This is a genomic window from Streptomyces sp. NPDC005648, assembly GCF_040605395.1.
Classification (GTDB): domain Bacteria; phylum Actinomycetota; class Actinomycetes; order Streptomycetales; family Streptomycetaceae; genus Streptomyces.
The window spans coordinates 1-18,748 of record NZ_JBEXCS010000093.1 but is presented as its reverse complement, the minus strand read 5'-3'; the positions used below and the strand labels follow the sequence as shown (position 1 = coordinate 18,748).

The following is an 18,748-nucleotide window of genomic DNA, read 5'->3' as shown; positions in this document are numbered from 1 at the left end:
AGGTCGCGGTGCGCCGCGGACCGCGACCGGTCCGCCGTCCGACGTGCCGTGACGGAAGGGACCCTCATGCACGCATCGGTGCTCGCCGCCAAGGGCATCACCGACCACCTCACGGTCACCGACGTGATGACCCGCGGCGGTCTCGACGTCCTCGCCCTGCTGATCCTGGTCGGCCGGCTCTACCGGCGCCGCCCCAGCGCACCGGCGATGCCGCTGGTGCTGACCGCGCTGAACATCGGCCTGTTCGCCGCGATGAGCACGATCAGTTCCGGCAAGTTCCCGGCCGGGGTCGGCTTCGGCCTGGTCGGGATCCTCTCCCTGGTCCGGCTCCGCAGCGCGGCGTTCACGCTCCGCGACGTCGCCTACACCTTCGTGGCTCTGGTCATCGCCCTGTGCACGGGGCTGCCGCACCGGCAAATGTGGCTCGTCGTCGTACTGGGCGCCGTGGTGCTGCTGGCGGTGCTGCTGGTCGACGATCCGAAGTCGTACGACCCGCCGACCCGGACGGTGAAGCTCACCCTCGACCGGATCTACCCGGAGCCCGCGCTCATCGCCGACGACGTGGCGCTCCGATTCGGCCAGGCGCCGTTGTCGGTCGTGGTCGACGAGGTCGACTACGTCCGCGAGACCACCCGGGTCTCCGCCCGCTACCCCGTGCAGCCTGGCGAGACCGCGCTCGTTCCGCAACACGAACCGCGCGAGGAGCTGACACTCTCATGACGTCCGCTTTCGCGTCCGCACTCGGCCTGTCCGCGCTGCGGGGCGCGACGCTGGCCGAGGTCGACGCGGCCGCCGCGCTGCAGCACCGCACCGACCGCAAGTACCTGGTCACGCTCGACCGCGCCCGCGACTTCGTCGCCTGGCTCACGACCAGCCACCGTGTCCTCGACCTCGGCGCCGGCCGCCGTACGACGAGCTACCTCAGCATGTACTTCGACACCGAGGAGCTCGGTGCCTGGCGGGCCCATGTGCAGCAGCGCCGCCGGCGCTGGAAGGTCCGCACCCGCCTGTATGCGGAGGACGGGATGTGCCGGGTGGAGGTGAAGACCAAGGACGGCCGCGGCGCGACGGTCAAACACGCCCTCACGGTCCAGGCCCACGCGTACGGCGAACTGGGCGTGCAGGCCACCGAGTTCGTGGACGAAGTGCTGCACGGATCCGGAATCCCCGTCACGGCCAAGGAGCTGGCCCCCGCCGTCGAGGTCCGTTACGTCCGCGCTGCCCTCGCCGACCTGGACCACGGCACCCGCGTCACCCTCGACGGCGCCCTCACCTGCCACCAGGGCGACCGCACCGCCGCTCTCGACTCCGGCCACGTCCTCGTCGAGACCAAGGGCGGCGCCCGACCCGCCCCCGCGGACCGGCTGCTCCTGGGCCTCGGCGCCCGGCCCGTCTCCCTCAGCAAGTACGTCGTCGGCCAGTCCCTGCTCACCCCCGGCCTCCCCGACAACGACGTACGCCGCCTCGCCCGCGCCCACTTCACCACCGAGGCGCATCCGCTCTTCGAAAGGACCCCCGCCGCATGAACGCCCTGCGCGGCATCAAATGGCCGTATGCCCTGATCGCGCTGCTCGCCGTCGCGGCCGTCTCCGTCGGCGTGCTGCGACCGCAGTGGGTCGCGGCCGCCACGTCCACCTCCGCGAAGAAGAAGCCCGGCGCGACGGCACGGATCAAGCAGGACCTGCCGCCGAAGCTCTTCACCGACGCCGAGATCGCGACGATCGGCAAGGAAGCGGCGGCCCAGCGCAAGACGGCCGACACCCTCTTCGCGAAGTGGACCGCGGAGCACGGCACCACGCGCGACGACAAGACGTTCACCGCCTGGGCCGCCGCGCAGATTCCCGCGCCCCCGTCCGCCAAGGAACGCAACGCCGAACTCCACCAGGTCCAGGCCCTGGCCAAGACCCGCACGGTGGCGGGGAAGAAGGCTGCGACCTGGCTGGAGCTCCACGGCAAGAAGGACATCTGGAAGCTGTACCTCCACGACCAGCGCGAACTGATCCCGGCGGCGCAGGGCACGGCGGAGAAGGCCGAGCTGAAGGCGGCCCTGAAGCTGGCCAAGACGATCAGCGACCAGCTGGCGGCCAAGGACAAGCAGCCGGCCCCGTTCGTACTGGACCCGAGCCTGCGCCCGGACAAGCAGATCAAGCCCGGGGCGAAGGGCCCGTACTCCTATCCCTCCCGCCATGCCACCCGCGCAGCCGCGGCCGTCACCTTCCTCAGCGCCCTCTCCCCGCACCGCGCCGCGGACTACGAATGGATGCGGGCCGAGGTCATCTACTCCCGCCTCTACATGGCCGGCCACGTCACCAGCGACCTCACCGCCGGAACCCTCCTCGGCGACCTGATCGGCGACTACGAACTCGCCGTCGGCGGACACCGGCACGGCTGAGCGTCGGCACCTGCTCGCCTTGCGACTCACTTGAGGCGAACAGCTGCCCTGCGCGCCGGCTCGTGCGCAAGGCGGAGGCCGGCATGACGAGCGCGGCTTCAAGAGGCTCGCCATCGTGAGGCGCGCTTTGTCGCTCGTTTACGCTCGTTTGACGCTCAGGGCGCTTCACAGCCCGTTTCCGAGGCGTGCAAATGCGGCCTGACCTGCATGTTTTCCTGTCTGGCCTCCCCATGACATCTTTCCGATGACCCATCATGTGGAGTGCGTGGCGATTCTTGAACCCGCGACAAAGGGCGTCTGACCTGCTGCTCTTCTTAGTCCTTTTGGCAGGCTCGCTCGGGTATGGGTCGTTCCGGCTCACACGGCCCGTAGGACGTCGAGCGCTGTGAGTGCCACGTGTAGTTCGGTGCGGTGTTCGCCGGACTCGAGATCGCAGTCGAGTATCCGCTCGATGCTGCGCAGACGTTGGTAGACGGTCTCGCGGGACAGACAGCCGGAGCGGGCTGCCAGGGTCTTGTTGCCTGCCGCGTCGAGGTAGTGGCGCAAGGTCGTCAGCAAGTCCGTGCCGTGGCGGGCGTCATGGTCGAGGAGCCGGCTGAGCCGGCGCTCGGTGAAGTCCTGGATCCGGGTGTCCTCCCGGAGCGCGAAGAGCAGGCGGCGCAGGCCGATGTCGGACGGCTTGTGGTAGGAGCGTCCCGGCGGGAGCGGCCGGCCGGGCTCGGTGGCTTCGGTGACGCGGGTCGCCTCGCGGAAGGATCGGGCGACATCGAAGAGGTCCGTCGCCTCGCTGCCTGCGCTGACGGTGGCCCCCGGCGCCAACTCGAGTACGGTGCGGCTCAGGTGTTCGACCACGGGTGGGCACGGCAGGCCGGGGCGCAGGGACAGGAGGATGCCGAGGCGCGTGGGACCGAGAACGCCGACGACGGCCTGTGTCCCTTGTTTCCTCAGCTCCTCGCAGAGGAGGGCCTCGCTTTTCGTCGCGTCGGTCTCTTGGGGGAAGTCCGCGAGCACGGCCATGAAGCTGCAGTCCTTGGTGGACAGACCCAGCGCGGCGACCCGGGCCTCGGCGTCCGTAGGAGAGTGGTGACGTTGTCCGACGAGGTCACGCAGGAGATTGCGGTGTGCGGTGCGTTCCCAGGGCACGGGGTGGATCACGCGGGCGATGGTGAGGGCCATCGCGGCTCTCTCCAGGACCGTCACAGCCGTGGGGCCGAATGTCGAGGGGGTGGGTCGGCGTGGCGGGGCGGGCAGCATGACCACCCGGCCCCAGCTTTCGCCCTGGTACTCCACGGACGTCACGAGCCAGCCGTCGGGTCCGGACACGGATGTGCGGCCGGTCGCAGGGGTCGCTCGTGAGCGCCGTTCCCAGTCGCTGAGCGCTGCCTCGACCGTGCCTGCGGAGGGCGCGCAGATCAGTGCCTGGTGGGCCAGGTTCTCCACTACGACGGTGTGGCCGCTCATCTCGGCGGCGGCACGTACGACCTCATCGGGCACAGCGCCGCGCAGGGTGAGGGCGGTGAACGCCTCGTGAATGCGCTGGGTCCGGCGCATCTCCTCGGCCTGGTTGCCGAGGAGGAGAGCGTGGACGACCTGGGTGACCTCAAGGAAGTTGACGTCCTTCGCCAGGCTCACGAGGGGGAGCCCGCGGGCCTCGCAGGCATGGACCAGGGCGTCGGGCGGGCGGTGGTAACGGCGGACCAGTTCGATGACCAGGGCCGCAGCGCCGATGTCGGCGAGTTCGTTCACGTAGCGGCGTACACCGGCCGGCTCCTCCGGCAGGGGCATACCGGTGGTCAGTACGAGTTCGCCGCCCTTGAGGAAAGAGGCAGGGTCGGTCAGCTCGGTCATGTGCACCCAGCGGACGGGGCGGTCGAGCAGGTCTGCTCCGGTGACGACCTGCGGCTGCCCGGCGGACAGGACGGGAAGAGCCAGAACGTCGGCCACGGTGAGCGGATGGCCGACGGTGGCCACGTCCGGGCCTGCCAAGGAGGCGCCAGGACCGTCGGTGACGGGCCTTGCGGCCGTGTGGTGCTTCTCGCGCATGGGACCTCCCTGGGTGCTCCGTCACCCTGACAAGCCTCACTGACCTGCGCAAGAGCTGGGAAAGGGCCGCTGAGCAGGACGAGCGGGGCGTGATGCCCGGTGCGGCTGACACAACGTCCAGATGCCGCGGTGCGGCCGGACAGTTCGGGCGTTGGCGTCATCGAGGTACGCGGAGATGCTCGACCGGACCGGAGCCAGACCGACGACCCGCCGGGAGACGAACATGACTGCACTGTCGCCGCACCTTCGCCAGGCCACGCCCGTGGTGGCGGTCCGGGGAGAGGGCGTCCACCTCTACGGTGATGACGGCCGCCGCTACCTCGACTTCACCGCCGGCATCGGGGTGACCAGCACTGGGCACTGCCACCCCAAGGTCGTGGCGGCCGCCCGGGAACAGGTGGGCACCCTCGTCCACGGCCAGTACACGACAGTCATGCACCAGCCGCTGCAGCGGCTTGTCGACAAGCTGGGCGAGGTCCTGCCCGAGGGGCTCGACAGCCTGTTCTTCACGAACTCCGGCAGCGAGGCGGTGGAGGCGGCGCTGCGGCTGGCCCGGCAGGCCACCGGTCGGCCGAACATCCTGGTCTGCCACGGGGGCTTCCACGGTCGTACGGTGGCCGCCGCCTCGATGACGACCTCCGGCACCCGCTTCCGGTCCGGCTTCTCCCCGTTGATGAGCGGTGTCGTCGTCACCCCCTTCCCCTCGGCCTTCCGCTACGGCTGGGACGAGGAGACCGCGACACGATTCGCCCTGAAGGAGCTGGACTACACACTCCAGACGATCTCCTCACCTGCCGACACGGCCGCGGTCATCGTCGAGCCGGTGCTCGGCGAGGGCGGGTACGTGCCCGCGACCCGCGCCTTCCTGGAGGGCCTGCGGGAGCGGGCCGACCGGCACGGCTTCCTGCTGATCCTCGACGAGGTGCAGACCGGAGTGGGCCGCACCGGCCGGTTCTGGGGACACGAGCACTTCGGCGTCACACCCGACATCCTCGTCACCGCCAAGGGCCTGGCCAGCGGCTTCCCGCTGTCAGGAATCGCTGCCTCCGGCGAGCTGATGGCCAAGGCGTGGCCGGGATCGCAGGGCGGTACGTACGGCGCCAACGCCGTCGCCTGCGCCGCGGCCTGCGCCACCCTGGACGTCGTCCACGACGAGAAGCTCGTCGAGAACGCCGAGGCGATGGGCGAGCGCCTGCGCCAGGGCCTGGAGGCGGTGGCCGACCGGACCGCAGGCATCGGCGACGTACGCGGACTCGGGCTCATGCTCGCCACCGAGTTCGTCACCGAGGACGGGAGTCCGGACCCCGGGACTGCCGCCCGCGTGCAGCGTGCCGCCGTCGACCAGGGCCTGCTCCTGCTTCTGTGCGGCGCCTGGAACCAGGTCGTGCGGATGATCCCGGCCCTGGTGATCGACGAGACGGCGGTGGACCACGGACTCCAGGCATGGGCGGCCGCGGTGGAGGCCGGTACATCGGGAGCGGCGCGGGGATGACAGACCCATCGCACCGAGGGCTCCTGTGCGGTCGTCACCGCGGCGACGGCCCGCCTGGTGGCGACGATCGCCTCGTCCATGCCGCGTTCAGGAAACGCTGATCCAGCCCCATCGAGTCGTCGGCTGCTTCATCGAGGGGCAGAGTGTGCGTAATGGACATCCGGCAGCTGGAGTACTTCCTCGCGATCGTCGATCGTGGGGGGTTCAACCGTGCGGCCTCGGCTCTGTACGTGTCGCAGCCGTCGCTGTCGCAGGCCGTGCGGGCACTGGAGCGTGATCTCGGCTCCGAGTTGTTCCATCGCATCGGGCGCAGGGCGGTGCTGACGGAGGCCGGAAGGGCTCTGATCGAGCCTGCCCGGGAGGCCGTGCGGAGTCTGGAGACGGCGCGGGCGAGTGTCGCGGCCGTGCACGAGCTGCGTGAGGGGCGCCTGGACGTGGCATCCGTGCCGTCGCAGGCGGTGGAGCCGTTGACGAGTCTGGTGAGCGCGTTCAGCCACCGCTATCCCGGCGTCTCCGTGGCCATCAAAGCGGCGTTCACCGCGCGCGACGTGATCGACATGGTGCGCACGGGTGCCGTGGAACTGGGCCTCTTGGCGTCCACAGGCCCGCTCTCCGACAAGGAGGTCGTCTCCCGTGCGCTGGGGCGGCAGCGCTTCGTTCTGATGGTCCCGGCCGACGGCCCGTTCGCCGGCCGGACGGCGGTGGAGTGCCAGGAACTCGCGGGACAGCGGCTGATCGTCGGGCAGCCGGGCACCGGGATGCGTGCCTACGTCGACGCGCTGCGGGACCAGGGCATCGAGTTCACCGTCGCCGCCGAGACCGAGCACCGGGTGTCGCTCATGCCCCTGGTCCTGGCCGGTGTCGGGCTCGCGGTGGTCATGGATTCCTGGCGGGACCTGGGCCGGCAGCTGGGCGCCCGCGTGCTGGACATCGAGCCGGAGAGCAGCCTGGACATCGCTCTCGTCAGCCGCCGCGGCAGCCTGTCGCCGGCGGCTGCCGCGTTCCTCGCGGCCGCCGTCCCGGCTGCGGGCAGCTGATAGGCGCCGCTTATCAGGGATATCCGCTTTGCGTCTTGGACGCTCCGCGGACCGCCTTGCTGCAATCGACGGCATGACGACGAACCACCGCATTGCCCTGATCCCCGGCGACGGCATCGGCGCCGAGGTACTGCCCCCAGCACAGCAGGTGCTCGACCTTCTCGGCCGCCGCCACGGCTTCAGCCTCTCCTACACGTCGTACGACTGGTCGTGCGAGCGGTACCTGCGGGAGGGCGCCATGATGCCCGCCGACGGTATCGACCAGCTGCGCGACAAGGACGCGATCCTGCTGGGCGCCGTCGGCTACCCGGGGGTCCCGGACCATGTCTCGCTGTGGGGGCTGCTGATCCCGATACGGCGCAGCTTCCGCCAGTACGTCAACCTCCGGCCCGTCCGTGTCTTCGCGGGCATAGACAGTCCGGTGCGCGGCGCGCGGCCGGGCGAGGTCGATCTCGTCGTGGTGCGGGAGAACGTCGAGGGCGAGTACAGCGAGATCGGCGGCCGGCTGAACCAGGGAACGGCCGAGGAACTGGCCGTCCAGGAGGCGGTGTTCACCCGGGCCGGGGTCACCCGTGTCGCCGACTTCGCGTTCTCGCTCGCCGCCCGCCGCCGGGGGAGGCTCACCTCCGCAACCAAGTCCAACGGCATCATCCACACCATGCCGTTCTGGGACGAGCTGATCGCCGAGCGGGCCGCCGAACACCCCGGCGTCACCTGGGACCAGGAGCACATCGACGCGCTGGCGGCCAAGTTCGTCCTGGACCCCGCCCGCTTCGACGTCGTCGTCGCCTCCAACCTGTTCGGCGACATCCTCAGCGACCTGGCCGCCGCGGTCGCCGGATCGATCGGCGTCGCCCCGGCGGCCAACCTCAACCCCGAGGGCGAGTTCCCCTCGATGTTCGAGCCGGTGCACGGCTCCGCGCCGGACATCGCGGGCCAGGGCATCGCCAACCCGCTGGGCGCGATCTGGTCCGCGGCCATGATGCTCGACCACCTCGGCCACCCGGCCGCGGCCAAGGACATCACGGACGCGATCGCGTCGGTCCTGGCCAAGACCGATACCCGCACCCGCGACCTGGGCGGAACCGCGACCACCGCCGAGTTCACCGACAGGCTGATCGAGCTCCTCTGAGCCGTCTCCCGGGGCCGTTGCGCGTCCCTGCCGGGCGAGGGGTCATGCGCCGGGTGGAGCCTCACCCGCGTCCAGAACCAGCACCGCGACGTGCAGGGACGTGCGCTCCAGGCCTGATTCCAGGTCGCAGCCGAGGAGCCGCTCGATGGTGTGCAGGCGCTGGTAGTAGGCCTGCCGGGACATGCCGGCGCGTTTCGCCGCGACCGACTTGTTCCCGGCCGCCGCCAGATAGGCGCGCAGTGCCGGGAGCAGATCGCCGTTGTTGCGGTTGTCGTGCTCGATGAGGCGGGTCAGCTGCCGCTCCGCGTACCGCTGCAGACGGGTGTCCTCCCGGAGGACGCCCAGCAACTCCGGCAGCCGGACGTCGGCGGGGACGTAGAACCACCGTTCCGGGGAGGCGGGCGTGACGGCTTCGGCCGTCTGTTCCGCCTCCTGCCACGACCGGGCGATCCCGCCGAGGTCGGTCACCCCGGGGCCGACCGCGACGACGGCCCGCGGCCCGAGCTCCTCCCGGGTCAGACGGCCTATCTGCTCGGCGACCGGCTGCCAGGCGCTCGCCTGCGCCAGAGCCATGAGCACCCCGATGCGGCCCGGGGCCGTCTCGCCGACCAGGGCGCGGACACCGGTGTTCGTCAGCGCCTTCGCGATCCGTTCGTCGAGGTGTTCCGCCTCGGTGCCGGTGTACGGGTGGCGGATGACCACGGCGAAGAGGCGGTGCCCGAGGGTGGGCAGTCCCAGTGCCTCGGCGCGGGCGCGGGCGTCCGCGGGGGAGCGGAAACGCCGTTCGTACAGGTCCCGCAGTACGGAGCGGTGGGCCCGGCGCTCCCACCAGGCCTGCCCCGCCAGACGCGCCATGGTCAGCGCGACCGCCGCGCGCTCCAGCACCAGGACATGTTCCGGGTCGGGCTCGGGGCTCAGCCGGTCCTCCAGCAGGACCAGCCGTCCCCACGGGCCGTGGTGGTCCTGCACCGGCGCGATCAGCCACCCCTCCGGGCCGCTCGGCGTGAGCCTCTCCGGTGTCGGGGCGGCCCGCGACCGCCGCGACCAGGCCGACACCACCGGCTCGTACGGCCGGCCGAGCAGCTCGCACATCAGGACCCGGTGGGTGAGATCCTCCAGCACCACCGGGGCTCCGGTGAGCTCCGCGGTGGTGTGCACCAGCTCCTCGGGGCCCGCGCCCCGCAGCGTCAGGGCCGTGAAGATGTCCTGGATGTCCCGCCCGCGGCGCAGCAGGGCCCCCTGGGCGTCCAGGATGAGCGCGTGCACCGTCTGCGTGACGTCGACGAACCGGACGCCCCGGGCCAGTTCGACCAGCGGCACGTCACGGGCACGGCACGCCGTCACCAGCTCCTGGGGCACCTTCTGGTACCGATAACCGAGCTCCACGACCAGGCCGGCCGCGCCGACGTCCGCGAGCTGGTCGACGTAGCCGCGCAGCTCGGAGGCGTCCTCCGGATGCGGCACGCCGGTCGTCAGGATCAGCTCGCCGCCCTCCAGGAAGTCCGCGGGGTTGAGCAGCTCGGTGACATGCACCCAGCGCACCGGGCTGTCCAGCCGTGCCTCGCCGGCCAGCACGCGAGGCATGCCCTCGGCGAGCACGGGCAGGCCCAGTACCTCCCTAAGGGTAGGGAAGTGCCCGTTTGCATGGTGTCTGGGCGGCATAGGGGGTCTTTCATCCGAGGGAACGGGGCTCACCTTCGCACCGGCCACTCATCGTGACAAGAGGCGGGCCGTCATTTGGGCAGTCCGGTCGTCCGCAGTGACAGACCGTCTCGAGAAGGCCCTGAAGCGGAACACAGTGTGGGTTGACCTGCGGGTTCCGCGGGGCGGAAAGTGAACGCCATCCCCAGCAGGATCCGAACTGCGAAGGTCCGCGCGGTATCCGCAGCGTGCTGGGGCGACTTCCACCCAGACCACACCATCGAGCGGAGCGATCTCATGCGCATTCCGAAGCGCGTCGCCGTGATCGGTGCCGGCAGCATGGGCAGCCAGGCCATGTGGCGACTGGCCGCCCGCGGAGCCGAGGTCATCGGCTACGACCGGTACGCGCCGGGTCACGACCGCGGCGCGGCCGGGGGCGAGAGCCGCATCTACCGAGCCGCCCACCTCGGTGAGCCCGCGTACATTCCGCTGCTGCGGCTGGCGGACCGGATGTGGGAGCAGCTCCAGGCGGAGACGGGCCGGTCGCTGCGACGCCGCAGCGGCAGCCTCGTGATGGGAGAGACCGCCTCTCCGTCCATGCGCCTCCTCCTGTCCACCAGCGCCGCCCATGGGCTGGATCACGAGGTCCTGGACCGGGAGGGGCTCGGCCGCCGCTACCCGCAGCACCGGCTCCCGGACGGACACACCGCTGTCCTCGACCGGTTGGGCGCCGTCATCAGGCCGGAGGCGTCGATCCAGGCCGCCGCCGCCCGTGCCGAACAGCTGGGCGCCCGGCTGCACCGCTACACCACGGTGCGCGAGGTCGTCCCCGCGGCGGGCGGCGGGGTGCGGATCGTCACCGACCTGGGCACGGACCACGTGGACGCCGCCGTGGTGACCGTGGGCCCCTGGATCAACACCCTGCTCCCGGACCTCCCCCGGACCGTGGACGTCCGCCGGGTGGTCTGTACCTGGCATCTGCCCACCCGTCACGACTGGTTCGCGGGCGGTGCCCCTTCCTTCGTGCGCGCCGCACCCCACGACTGCTTCGGGATCCCGTCGCCCGACGGCATCTCCGTCAAGCTCGGTCTCTCCTTCAAGTACCACGCGCCGGTGCCCGAGCCCGATCGGCTCGAACGCACCGTCCGCCCCGAGGAACTCGGTGTCTTCCGCGAGCTCATCGGTGAACTCATGCCCGACCTGAACCCCGACCCCATCAGGACGTCGGCCTACATGGAGGGCTACACGGAGTCCGGAAACCCGCTCGTCGGTCATCTCCCCGGCGAGGACGACATCATCGTCATGGCCGGGTTCTCCGGCAGCGGTTTCAAGTTCTCGCCCGCGATGGGCGAGATCGCCGCCGACCTGGCGCTCGACGGCACCACGGAGCACCCTGTCGACTTCCTCGCTCCGGCAGGAGTCGGCGCCGCCTGATCCCCGGCGGTCGCCGACGTCGTCATCCCCCCTTCCGATGTTTCTGTCGTGAGCATGCCAAAAAAGGGCCGCGCCGGCCCCGACCAGTTCCCCGACGCAAGAAAGTGGAGTACGTCCATGCCCATTCCCTCGTTCCAGTTCCGCCCGAAGTACGTCTCGTTCGACTGCTACGGGACGTTGATCGAGTGGCCGATGACCCCCATCACGCGTGAACTCGTCGGCGACCAGATCCCCGCCGAGCAGTGGGACCAGTTCGTGAAGGAGTTCCGCGGCTACCGCTACGACTCGGTCCTCGACAAGTACTACCCCTACGAGCAGACACTGCAGGCCGCCTTCGAGGGCGTGTGCCGCAAGTGGGGCATCAAGGCGGTCCCGGACGCGGGCAAGCGGCTCGCCGACGGCGTGCGCAGCTGGGGCCCGCACGCGGATGTGCCGGCACCGCTGAAGAAGATGGGCGAGAACTACAAGCTGGTGATCCTCTCCAACGCCGACGACTCCGTCCTCGCCGAGAGCGTGCCCCGGCTCGGCGCCGACTTCCACGCCGTCTTCACCGCCGAGCAGGCCGGCTACTACAAGCCCCGCTACGCCGCGTTCGAGTACATGCTCGACCAGCTCGACGCGTCCCCCGAGGACTTCGTGCACGTCTCCTCGCACACCCGCTACGACCTGATGCCCATGCACGACTTGGGCTTCCGCAACCTCGTCCTGCTGGACCGCGGCTGCGACCCGGTCACCCACGGCTACGACTACGTGACCGTCAAGTCCCTGGACGAGCTCAACCAGATGCTCGGCATCTGACGCGCACCCCCCGTACCCGCCGTCCCACCCCCGTACCCCCAGCGTTCCCCAGGAGGCACCGCCATGGAAAACACCAGGACAGGCCGCAGATCCGTACTCCGCACCGCAGGCGCCCGGGCTGCAGCCCTGCAGGTCAACAGGCATTTGAGCATCCCGATCGCCACCACCGCCCTGGCCCTCGCGCTCGCCGCGTGCGGGGCGACCGGCACGGCGGAGAACGCGTCGGCGAAGGGCACGACGCAGGGCGGGGGATCCGGCGCGTCGGCCGAGCACACCGACGACATCTCGGTGGGCGTGAAGCCGGACCAGAACGCGGTGAAACTGCTGCCCGCGGCGGTCAAGGCCAAGGGCACGCTGTCGGTGGCCATGGACCTGTCGTACCCGCCCACCACGTTCATGGCATCGGACAACAAGACCCCGATCGGGTTCAACCCGGACATGTCCCGGCTGATCGCCGCCAAGCTCGGCCTGAAACTCCAGATCAACAACGTCAAGTTCGACACCATCATCACCGGACTGCAGGCCGACCGGTACGACTTCACCGCCTCCACCATGGGTGCCACCAGCGACCGGCTGAAGGTGCTCGACATGGTCGACTACGTCAACTCCGGGACCGGGGTGTCCGTCCCCTACGGCAACCCGCAGAAGCTGAGCACCCACACGCTGTGCGGGCACCGCGTCGCCGTCCCCTCCGGCAGCACCGCGGAGCTGCAGTGGCTGCCCCAGCTGTCCAAGCAGGACTGTACGAACAAGGGCAAGCCGGCCATCAAGTCGGTGAGCCTGCCCAGCGTGAACGACGCTCTGACCCAGCTGGTCTCCAAGCGGATCGACGCGGTGATGTACGACTTCATCTCGCTCGAGTGGGCGGCCGCGCAGCAGCCCAAGACGTTCGACGTCCTCAAGCCCCTGGTGGCCACCAAGCCCGCTACCGTCGCGCTGAAGAAGGACTCGCCGCTGACCCCCGCGGTGAAGGCCGCCCTCCAGTCGATCATCGACGACCCCAAGTACACCCAGGCGCTGGGCCGCTGGGGTCTCAAGGACCTCGGGATCAAGACCGCGACCATGGCCGTCCCGCAGGACTGACATGTCCACGGATCTGATCGGTACGAAGACCAGGAGCCGACCGGTGTCACAACTACTGGCCGAAGAGAAGAAGCGGATCACGCCGAAACGTCCGCGCGACTACGTCGCCTGGGCCGTCGCGATCGCGATCGTCGCCGGCCTGGTGTGGACCGCGGTGACGAATGAGAACTATCGCTGGCCGGTGGTGTTCAGCTACTTCACCACCGAGACCATCCTCAACGGCCTGCTGATCACGCTCCTGCTGACCGTGGCGAGCATGGGTCTGGGCACGCTGCTCGGGCTGGTGCTGGCGGTGATGCGCATGTCGCACCAGCGGCCCGTCTCCGGGCTCGCCCAGCTCTACATCACCTTCTTCCGCGGCACCCCGGTGCTCGTACAGCTGGTCTTCTGGTTCAACATCGCGGCGCTGTACCCGCACCTCTCGGTCGGCATCCCGTTCACCGACATCTCCACGCCGGTGAACGTGAACGCGATCATGACGCCGATGACCGCGGCCGTCGTGGGGCTGACGCTCAACCAGGCCGCCTACATGTCCGAGATCATCCGCGGCGGGTTCGCCTCGGTCAGCCGCGGACAGCACGAGGCGGCGGAGTCCCTGGGCATGTCGGGGTTCACCAAGCTCCGGCACGTGATCATCCCGCAGACCATGCCGGCGGTCATCCCGGCCACCGGCAACCAGGTGATCGGCATGCTCAAGGAGACCTCGCTGGTGAGCGTGCTCGGCGTCGCCGACCTGCTGAACAGCGCCCAGTCGATCTACGCCCGCAATTACCAGACGATCCCGCTGCTGATCGTGGCCAGCCTCTGGTACCTGATCATGACGCTGGTGCTGAGCGTGCCCCAGTCCATGATCGAGCGCCGATTCTCCCGCTCGACCCGGGCACGGCTGACCCCGGCCGCCACGTCGGCCGAGCCGGGGGCGGCCCAGCCCGTTCCCACCACGAGGGAGTCCCTGCTGTGAACCCGGACGGAACGATCGTCGCACGCAAGCTGTGCAAGAGCTTCGGACGTCACCAGGTCCTGCGTGACATCGACCTGACCGTCGCGGCCGGGGAGATCTCCTGCATCATCGGGCCGAGCGGATCGGGCAAATCGACCCTGCTGCGCTGCATCAACGGCCTGGAGACCGTCGACCGCGGCGTCCTGCGCGTCAATGGCGAGGACTTCGGCCACGTCGAGAAGGACGACGCCTACCACGCAGTCAGCCCCAAGCGGCTGGCCGAGCAGCGTGCCCGTATCGGCATGGTGTTCCAGCAGTTCAACCTCTTCCCCAACATGACCGCCGAGAGCAATGTCATGTCCGGACCGGTGCTGGTGCAGAAGAAGGACCGCGCCACCTGCCGGGAACAGGCACAGGAACTGCTGGCCAAGGTCGGCCTCAAGGGCTGCGGCCACAAGTACCCCGCTCAACTCTCCGGCGGTCAGCAGCAGCGCGTGGCCATCGCCCGCGCGCTGGCGATGGAACCCACCATCATGCTGTTCGACGAACCCACCAGCGCGCTGGACCCCGAGCGCGTGGGCGAAGTGCTCGCCGTCATGCGCGACCTCGCCGGCAACGGAATGACCATGCTCCTGGTCACCCACGAGATGGCCTTCGCCCGCGAGGTCGCCGACGAAGTGCTCTTCATGGACGAAGGCATCGCAGTCGAGCGCGGCGACGCCCGCGAAGTGCTGGCCAACCCCCGTGAGAAACGAACCCAGGCCTTCCTCGAAAGGGTCCTGTAGCAGCGGCTGGGACCGACGTGACGTCCGCACCCTGTTGGTCCCGGTCTCAACGCCCTCCAGTCAGCCGTCGAACCGACCGTCGCTGACATTGCCGTCGGCCGGGCCCCTGGTGCTGCCCGGCCGCGCCCCTTCGAAACTCCCCGCTAAGGACCCGACATGAAGACCATCCCCTACTGGATAGAGACCGCAGGGGCGTTTCCCGACCGATCCGGCAAGCCGCTGACCGAGGACACCGACCTGGTGGTCGTCGGCGCCGGCCTGACGGGTCTGTCCACCGCCCTGCACTCCGCCCGCAAGGGCGCCCGCGTCATCCTCGTCGAGAAGGGCCAGATCGGCTCCGGGGCCTCCGCCCGCAACGGCGGCATGGCCAACCTGGGCTTCACCATCGGCGTGGGCCAGGCCATCCGCCGGTACGGACCGGAGCGGGCCCGCGAGATCTACAACTCCTACGGCGAGGCCGTGGACACCGTCGAGCGGCTCGTGAACGAGGAGTCCATCGACTGCCAGTTCCGCCGCGTCGGACGCCTGGGCGTAGCCTCCCGCCCCGCCCACTTCGAAGCCAAGAAGGCCCAACAGCGCGCCCTGGCCAAGCACTTCGGACACGAGACCGAACTGATCGGCAAGGCCGAGCTGCGGTCCGAGATCGGCTCCGACATCTACCACGGCGGCCTCCTCGACCCGTTCAGCGCCGCCCTGCACGTCGGCCGCTTCGTGCGCGGTATGGCCGAGGCGTGCGAGCGCGCCGGTGTCGAGATCCACGAGCGCAACGCGGCCATCGGCATACGGCGTACCGCCGCCGGCCGGTTCGAGGTCAGCACCGAGCGCGGTGTCATCCGTGCCGGGCAGGTCATGATGGCCACCGACGCCTACACCGACAAGAACTTCCCCTGGCTGCGCCGCCAGCAGGTCTGCGTGGGCAGCTTCATCATCGTCACCGAGCCGCTCGGCGAGGAACTCGCCCGGGACATCATCCCCAAGGCCCGCCTCATCGTCGACTCCAACAAGGTCTGCCACTACTTCCGGCTCACCCCGGACAACCGGCTGCTGTTCGGCGGCCGCGCCCGCTTCGCCCCGTCCGACCCCACCTCGGACAAGAAGAGCGGGGCCGTCCTGTTCCGTGAGATGTGCGAGATCTTCCCCCAGCTCTCCCGCACCAAGATCGAGTACGTGTGGGGCGGCTCCGTCGGCTTCGCCATGGACCGCATCGTGCACGCCGGGCAGACCGAGGACGGCGTCCACTACTCCATGGGATACGCCGGCCACGGCGTGCAGATGGCCACCCACATGGGGCACGTCATGGCCGAGGTGCTGGACGGCCACCCCGAGGCCAACCCCGTGCGCGACATCGCCCCGCCCCGCATCCCCCTCTACAACGGCACCGCCTGGTTCCTGCCCTTCGCGGGCGCCTACTACAAGACGCTCGACCGCGTCCGCTGACCGGTCGGCAGCCTCTCTACACCTACAAGGAGACCCACGATGACTGTCGTCCGTGATGTTCCCAAGCAGCTGTTCATCGGCGGCGATTGGCAGGACGCCGAGTCCGGCCGGACCCTGTCCGTCGACAACCCGGCCACCGGCGAGGAACTGTGCCGGGTCGCCGACGCCTCACCCGCCGACGGCCGGCGTGCGGTAGAGGCGGCGGTCGCCGCGCAGGCCGCCTGGGCCGCCACCCCGCCGCGTGCGCGCAGCGAGATCCTGCGCCGCGCCTACGACATCATCATCGCGCGCACCGAGGACCTCGCGCTGCTGATGACCCTGGAGATGGGCAAGCCCCTGGCCGAGGCGCGGGCCGAAGTGGCGTACGGCGCGGAGTTCTTCCGCTGGTTCTCCGAGGAGGCCGTCCGTATCGACGGCGGCATGATGACCGCCCCCGACGGCAGGAACCGTCTGCTGGTCGCCCGTCAGCCCGTCGGCCCCTGCCTGCTCATCACCCCCTGGAACTTCCCCCTCGCGATGGGCACCCGCAAGATCGGCCCCGCCATCGCCGCCGGCTGCACCATCGTCCTCAAACCCGCCCCCCAGACCCCCCTGACCAGCCTCGCCCTGGCGGAGATCCTCGCCGAAGCGGGCCTGCCGGCCGGGGTGCTGAACATCGTCACCACCACCGACGCCGCCGGCGTCGTCGAACCCCTCCTGCGCAGCGGGAAGATCCGCAAGCTCTCCTTCACCGGCTCCACCCAGGTCGGGCGGATCCTGCTGGCCCAGTGCGCCGACACTGTCATCCGCACCTCCATGGAACTGGGCGGCAACGCCCCCCTCATCGTCTTCGACGACGCCGACCTCGACACCGCCGTCGAGGGCACCATGGTCGCCAAGATGCGCAACATGGGCGAGTCCTGCTGCGCGGCCAACCGCATCCTCGTCCAGAGCTCCGTCGCCGACGAGTTCGCCCAGCGCCTCACCGCCCGCATGGCCGCCCTCACCGTCGGGCCCGGCACCGAACCCGGCACCGACGTCGGCCCCCTCATCGACCTCGTCGGCCGCAGCAAGGCCCACGACCTGGTGCGGGACGCCGTCAAGCGCGGTGCCACCGCCCTGACCGGCGGTGAACTCCCCGAGGGACCGGGCTGCTTCTACCCGCCCACCGTCCTCACCGGCATCGCCCCCGACGCCGCGATCGTCGACAACGAGATCTTCGGCCCCGTCGCCGCGATCCGTACCTTCGAGACCGAGGACGAGGCCGTCACCGCCGCCAACGACACCGAATTCGGCCTGGCCGCCTACCTGTTCACCCAGAACCTCGACCGTGCCCTGCGGGTCGCCGAACGCCTCGAGAGCGGCATGATCGGCATCAACACCGGACTGGTCTCCAACCCCGCCGCCCCCTTCGGCGGCGTCAAGCAGTCCGGCCTGGGCCGCGAGGGCGGACTCGTCGGCATCGACGAGTTCCTGGAGTACAAGTACATGGCCGTCCCCGTCGGAGCCTGACATGCGCGAGCGACTCGTCGTCCTCTACCGCGGGAACCGGCCCCCCGCCGCCGCACGCATCGAGAGCCTCGCCGACACCGTCTACGCCACGGAGGAGGAACTGCCCTACCTCCTCCCCGGCGCCGACGTCCTCATGGCCTGGGTGACCATCACCCCGGCCATCCGGGAGGCGTGGCCCGATGATCCGCAGAAGGCGCCCCGCTGGGTCCACGCGTCCTCCGCGGGCGTGGACTCCTTCCTGTTCCCCGCCCTGGTGGACGATCCGCACCTTGTCCTGACCAACGCCCGCGGCGTCTACGAGCAGCCGACCGCCGAGTACGTCCTGGGCCTGATCCTCGCCCTCGCCAAGGACTTCCCCGGCACCTGGGAGCACCAGCGGCGCCGCGAGTGGCGTCCCCGCCCCAGTGACGGCATCACCGGACGCACCGTGCTGGTCTGGGGCACGGGGCCGATCGGCCGGGCCATCGCCCGGCTGCTGCGCGCTGTCGGGATGCGGGTGTCCGGCGCGGGCCGCGAGTCCCGCACGGACGACCCCGACTTCGGCACGGTCCACGGTGCGAAAACCCTGCGCCAGGCGCTGACGGAAGCGGACTACGTCGTCCTGGCCGCCCCCCTCACCCAGGGCACCCGGGGCATGGTCGATGCCTCCGTGCTCACCGCCATGAAGCCGGGGGCGCGGCTGATCAACGTAGGCCGGGGCGGACTCGTCGACGAGGAGGCGCTGGTCGACCACCTCGCCGCCGGACGGCTCGCCGGCGCGGCCCTGGACGTGTTCGCCCAGGAACCGCTGCCTGCCGAGTCCCTCCTGTGGAACATGCCCGGCGTGATCGTCTCTCCGCACACGGCCGGCGAGACCACCAGCGAGCGGGAGGCGCTCATCGAGGTGTTCCTCGACAACTTCGCCCGCCGCGTCGAGGGCCGACCGCTGCGCAACGTGGTGGACAAGCGGCGCGGATACGTGGTCGACGACCCGCGGCCGGCCTGAGGCCGAGCAGCAACCGCCCCTGCGGGTCGCTGAGATCCTGCGGCGGCATCTGGCCGAC

16 protein-coding genes are annotated in these 18,748 nt (G+C 70.2%); 14 read left to right on the top strand and 2 right to left on the bottom strand.

Annotation, left to right across the window (positions count from 1 at the left end):
• Nucleotides 1-66: 66 nt before the first annotated feature.
• The 3 genes from ABZT17_RS36445 to ABZT17_RS36435 are packed head-to-tail and all read left to right on the top strand — an operon-like array spanning nucleotide 67 to nucleotide 2,392.
• Nucleotides 67-720, top strand: coding sequence for a DUF4956 domain-containing protein (locus ABZT17_RS36445; protein WP_356355581.1), 654 nt, complete (start codon nucleotides 67-69; stop codon nucleotides 718-720).
• Entirely contained in the window at nucleotides 717-1,526 is an 810-nt protein-coding gene (locus ABZT17_RS36440) for a VTC domain-containing protein (RefSeq protein WP_356355579.1), read from the top strand. Before ABZT17_RS36445 ends, ABZT17_RS36440 begins: the two co-directional genes overlap by 4 nt.
• Nucleotides 1,523-2,392 carry a phosphatase PAP2 family protein gene (locus tag ABZT17_RS36435; protein ID WP_356355577.1) on the top strand — a complete coding sequence of 290 codons (870 nt, stop codon included), beginning with the start codon at nucleotides 1,523-1,525 and terminating at the stop codon, nucleotides 2,390-2,392. Before ABZT17_RS36440 ends, ABZT17_RS36435 begins: the two co-directional genes overlap by 4 nt.
• Nucleotides 2,393-2,749: 357 nt before the next feature.
• On the opposite strand, the gene ABZT17_RS36430 is transcribed toward ABZT17_RS36435, so the two are convergent.
• Complete coding sequence (locus tag ABZT17_RS36430; protein WP_356355576.1) at nucleotides 2,750-4,435, bottom strand: PucR family transcriptional regulator ligand-binding domain-containing protein; 1,686 nt, start codon at nucleotides 4,433-4,435, stop codon at nucleotides 2,750-2,752.
• Between the two features lie 223 nt (nucleotides 4,436-4,658).
• Here ABZT17_RS36430 and ABZT17_RS36425 point away from each other — a divergent pair, with 223 nt between their 5' ends.
• The 3 genes from ABZT17_RS36425 to ABZT17_RS36415 all read left to right on the top strand — a co-directional run bounded on the left by ABZT17_RS36425 (nucleotide 4,659) and on the right by ABZT17_RS36415 (nucleotide 8,096).
• Nucleotides 4,659-5,927, top strand: coding sequence for an aminotransferase class III-fold pyridoxal phosphate-dependent enzyme (locus ABZT17_RS36425; protein ID WP_356355575.1), 1,269 nt, complete (start codon nucleotides 4,659-4,661; stop codon nucleotides 5,925-5,927).
• A gap of 152 nt (nucleotides 5,928-6,079) precedes the next feature.
• Nucleotides 6,080-6,964 (top strand): LysR family transcriptional regulator, encoded by an 885-nt coding sequence (locus ABZT17_RS36420; RefSeq protein WP_356355573.1) that lies wholly within the window; start codon nucleotides 6,080-6,082, stop codon nucleotides 6,962-6,964.
• A 73-nt stretch (nucleotides 6,965-7,037) separates the two neighbouring features.
• Nucleotides 7,038-8,096: a tartrate dehydrogenase gene (locus ABZT17_RS36415; protein WP_356355571.1), complete on the top strand. Its 1,059-nt coding sequence runs from the start codon at nucleotides 7,038-7,040 to the stop codon at nucleotides 8,094-8,096.
• Between the two features lie 42 nt (nucleotides 8,097-8,138).
• Here ABZT17_RS36415 and ABZT17_RS36410 read toward each other — a convergent pair whose 3' ends face one another.
• Nucleotides 8,139-9,758, bottom strand: coding sequence for a PucR family transcriptional regulator ligand-binding domain-containing protein (locus tag ABZT17_RS36410; RefSeq protein WP_356355569.1), 1,620 nt, complete (start codon nucleotides 9,756-9,758; stop codon nucleotides 8,139-8,141).
• A gap of 276 nt (nucleotides 9,759-10,034) precedes the next feature.
• Here ABZT17_RS36410 and solA point away from each other — a divergent pair, with 276 nt between their 5' ends.
• The 8 genes from solA (at nucleotide 10,035) to ABZT17_RS36370 (ending at nucleotide 18,690) form a co-directional block, all read left to right on the top strand.
• Nucleotides 10,035-11,171, top strand: a complete 1,137-nt coding sequence (gene solA / locus ABZT17_RS36405; RefSeq protein WP_356355567.1) for an N-methyl-L-tryptophan oxidase — start codon at nucleotides 10,035-10,037, stop codon at nucleotides 11,169-11,171.
• Between the two features lie 117 nt (nucleotides 11,172-11,288).
• On the top strand, nucleotides 11,289-11,969 hold the full coding sequence (locus ABZT17_RS36400) for a haloacid dehalogenase type II (RefSeq protein ID WP_356355565.1): 681 nt from the start codon (nucleotides 11,289-11,291) through the stop codon (nucleotides 11,967-11,969).
• 144 nt (nucleotides 11,970-12,113) lie between these two features.
• Nucleotides 12,114-13,052 (top strand): ABC transporter substrate-binding protein, encoded by a 939-nt coding sequence (locus ABZT17_RS36395; RefSeq protein ID WP_356355563.1) that lies wholly within the window; start codon nucleotides 12,114-12,116, stop codon nucleotides 13,050-13,052.
• A 1-nt stretch (nucleotide 13,053) separates the two neighbouring features.
• On the top strand, nucleotides 13,054-14,013 hold the full coding sequence (locus tag ABZT17_RS36390; RefSeq protein WP_356355561.1) for an amino acid ABC transporter permease: 960 nt from the start codon (nucleotides 13,054-13,056) through the stop codon (nucleotides 14,011-14,013).
• Nucleotides 14,010-14,777 (top strand): amino acid ABC transporter ATP-binding protein, encoded by a 768-nt coding sequence (locus tag ABZT17_RS36385; RefSeq protein WP_356355559.1) that lies wholly within the window; start codon nucleotides 14,010-14,012, stop codon nucleotides 14,775-14,777. Before ABZT17_RS36390 ends, ABZT17_RS36385 begins: the two co-directional genes overlap by 4 nt.
• A 156-nt stretch (nucleotides 14,778-14,933) precedes the next feature.
• On the top strand, nucleotides 14,934-16,214 hold the full coding sequence (locus ABZT17_RS36380; protein WP_356355557.1) for an FAD-binding oxidoreductase: 1,281 nt from the start codon (nucleotides 14,934-14,936) through the stop codon (nucleotides 16,212-16,214).
• A 39-nt stretch (nucleotides 16,215-16,253) separates the two neighbouring features.
• Nucleotides 16,254-17,705 (top strand): NAD-dependent succinate-semialdehyde dehydrogenase, encoded by a 1,452-nt coding sequence (locus ABZT17_RS36375; RefSeq protein WP_356355556.1) that lies wholly within the window; start codon nucleotides 16,254-16,256, stop codon nucleotides 17,703-17,705.
• Between the two features lies 1 nt (nucleotide 17,706).
• The gene (locus ABZT17_RS36370) at nucleotides 17,707-18,690 is read left to right on the top strand and encodes a D-2-hydroxyacid dehydrogenase (RefSeq protein ID WP_356355554.1); all 984 of its coding nucleotides are present in this window, start codon (nucleotides 17,707-17,709) and stop codon (nucleotides 18,688-18,690) included.
• The last annotated feature ends 58 nt before the right edge of the window (nucleotides 18,691-18,748 follow it).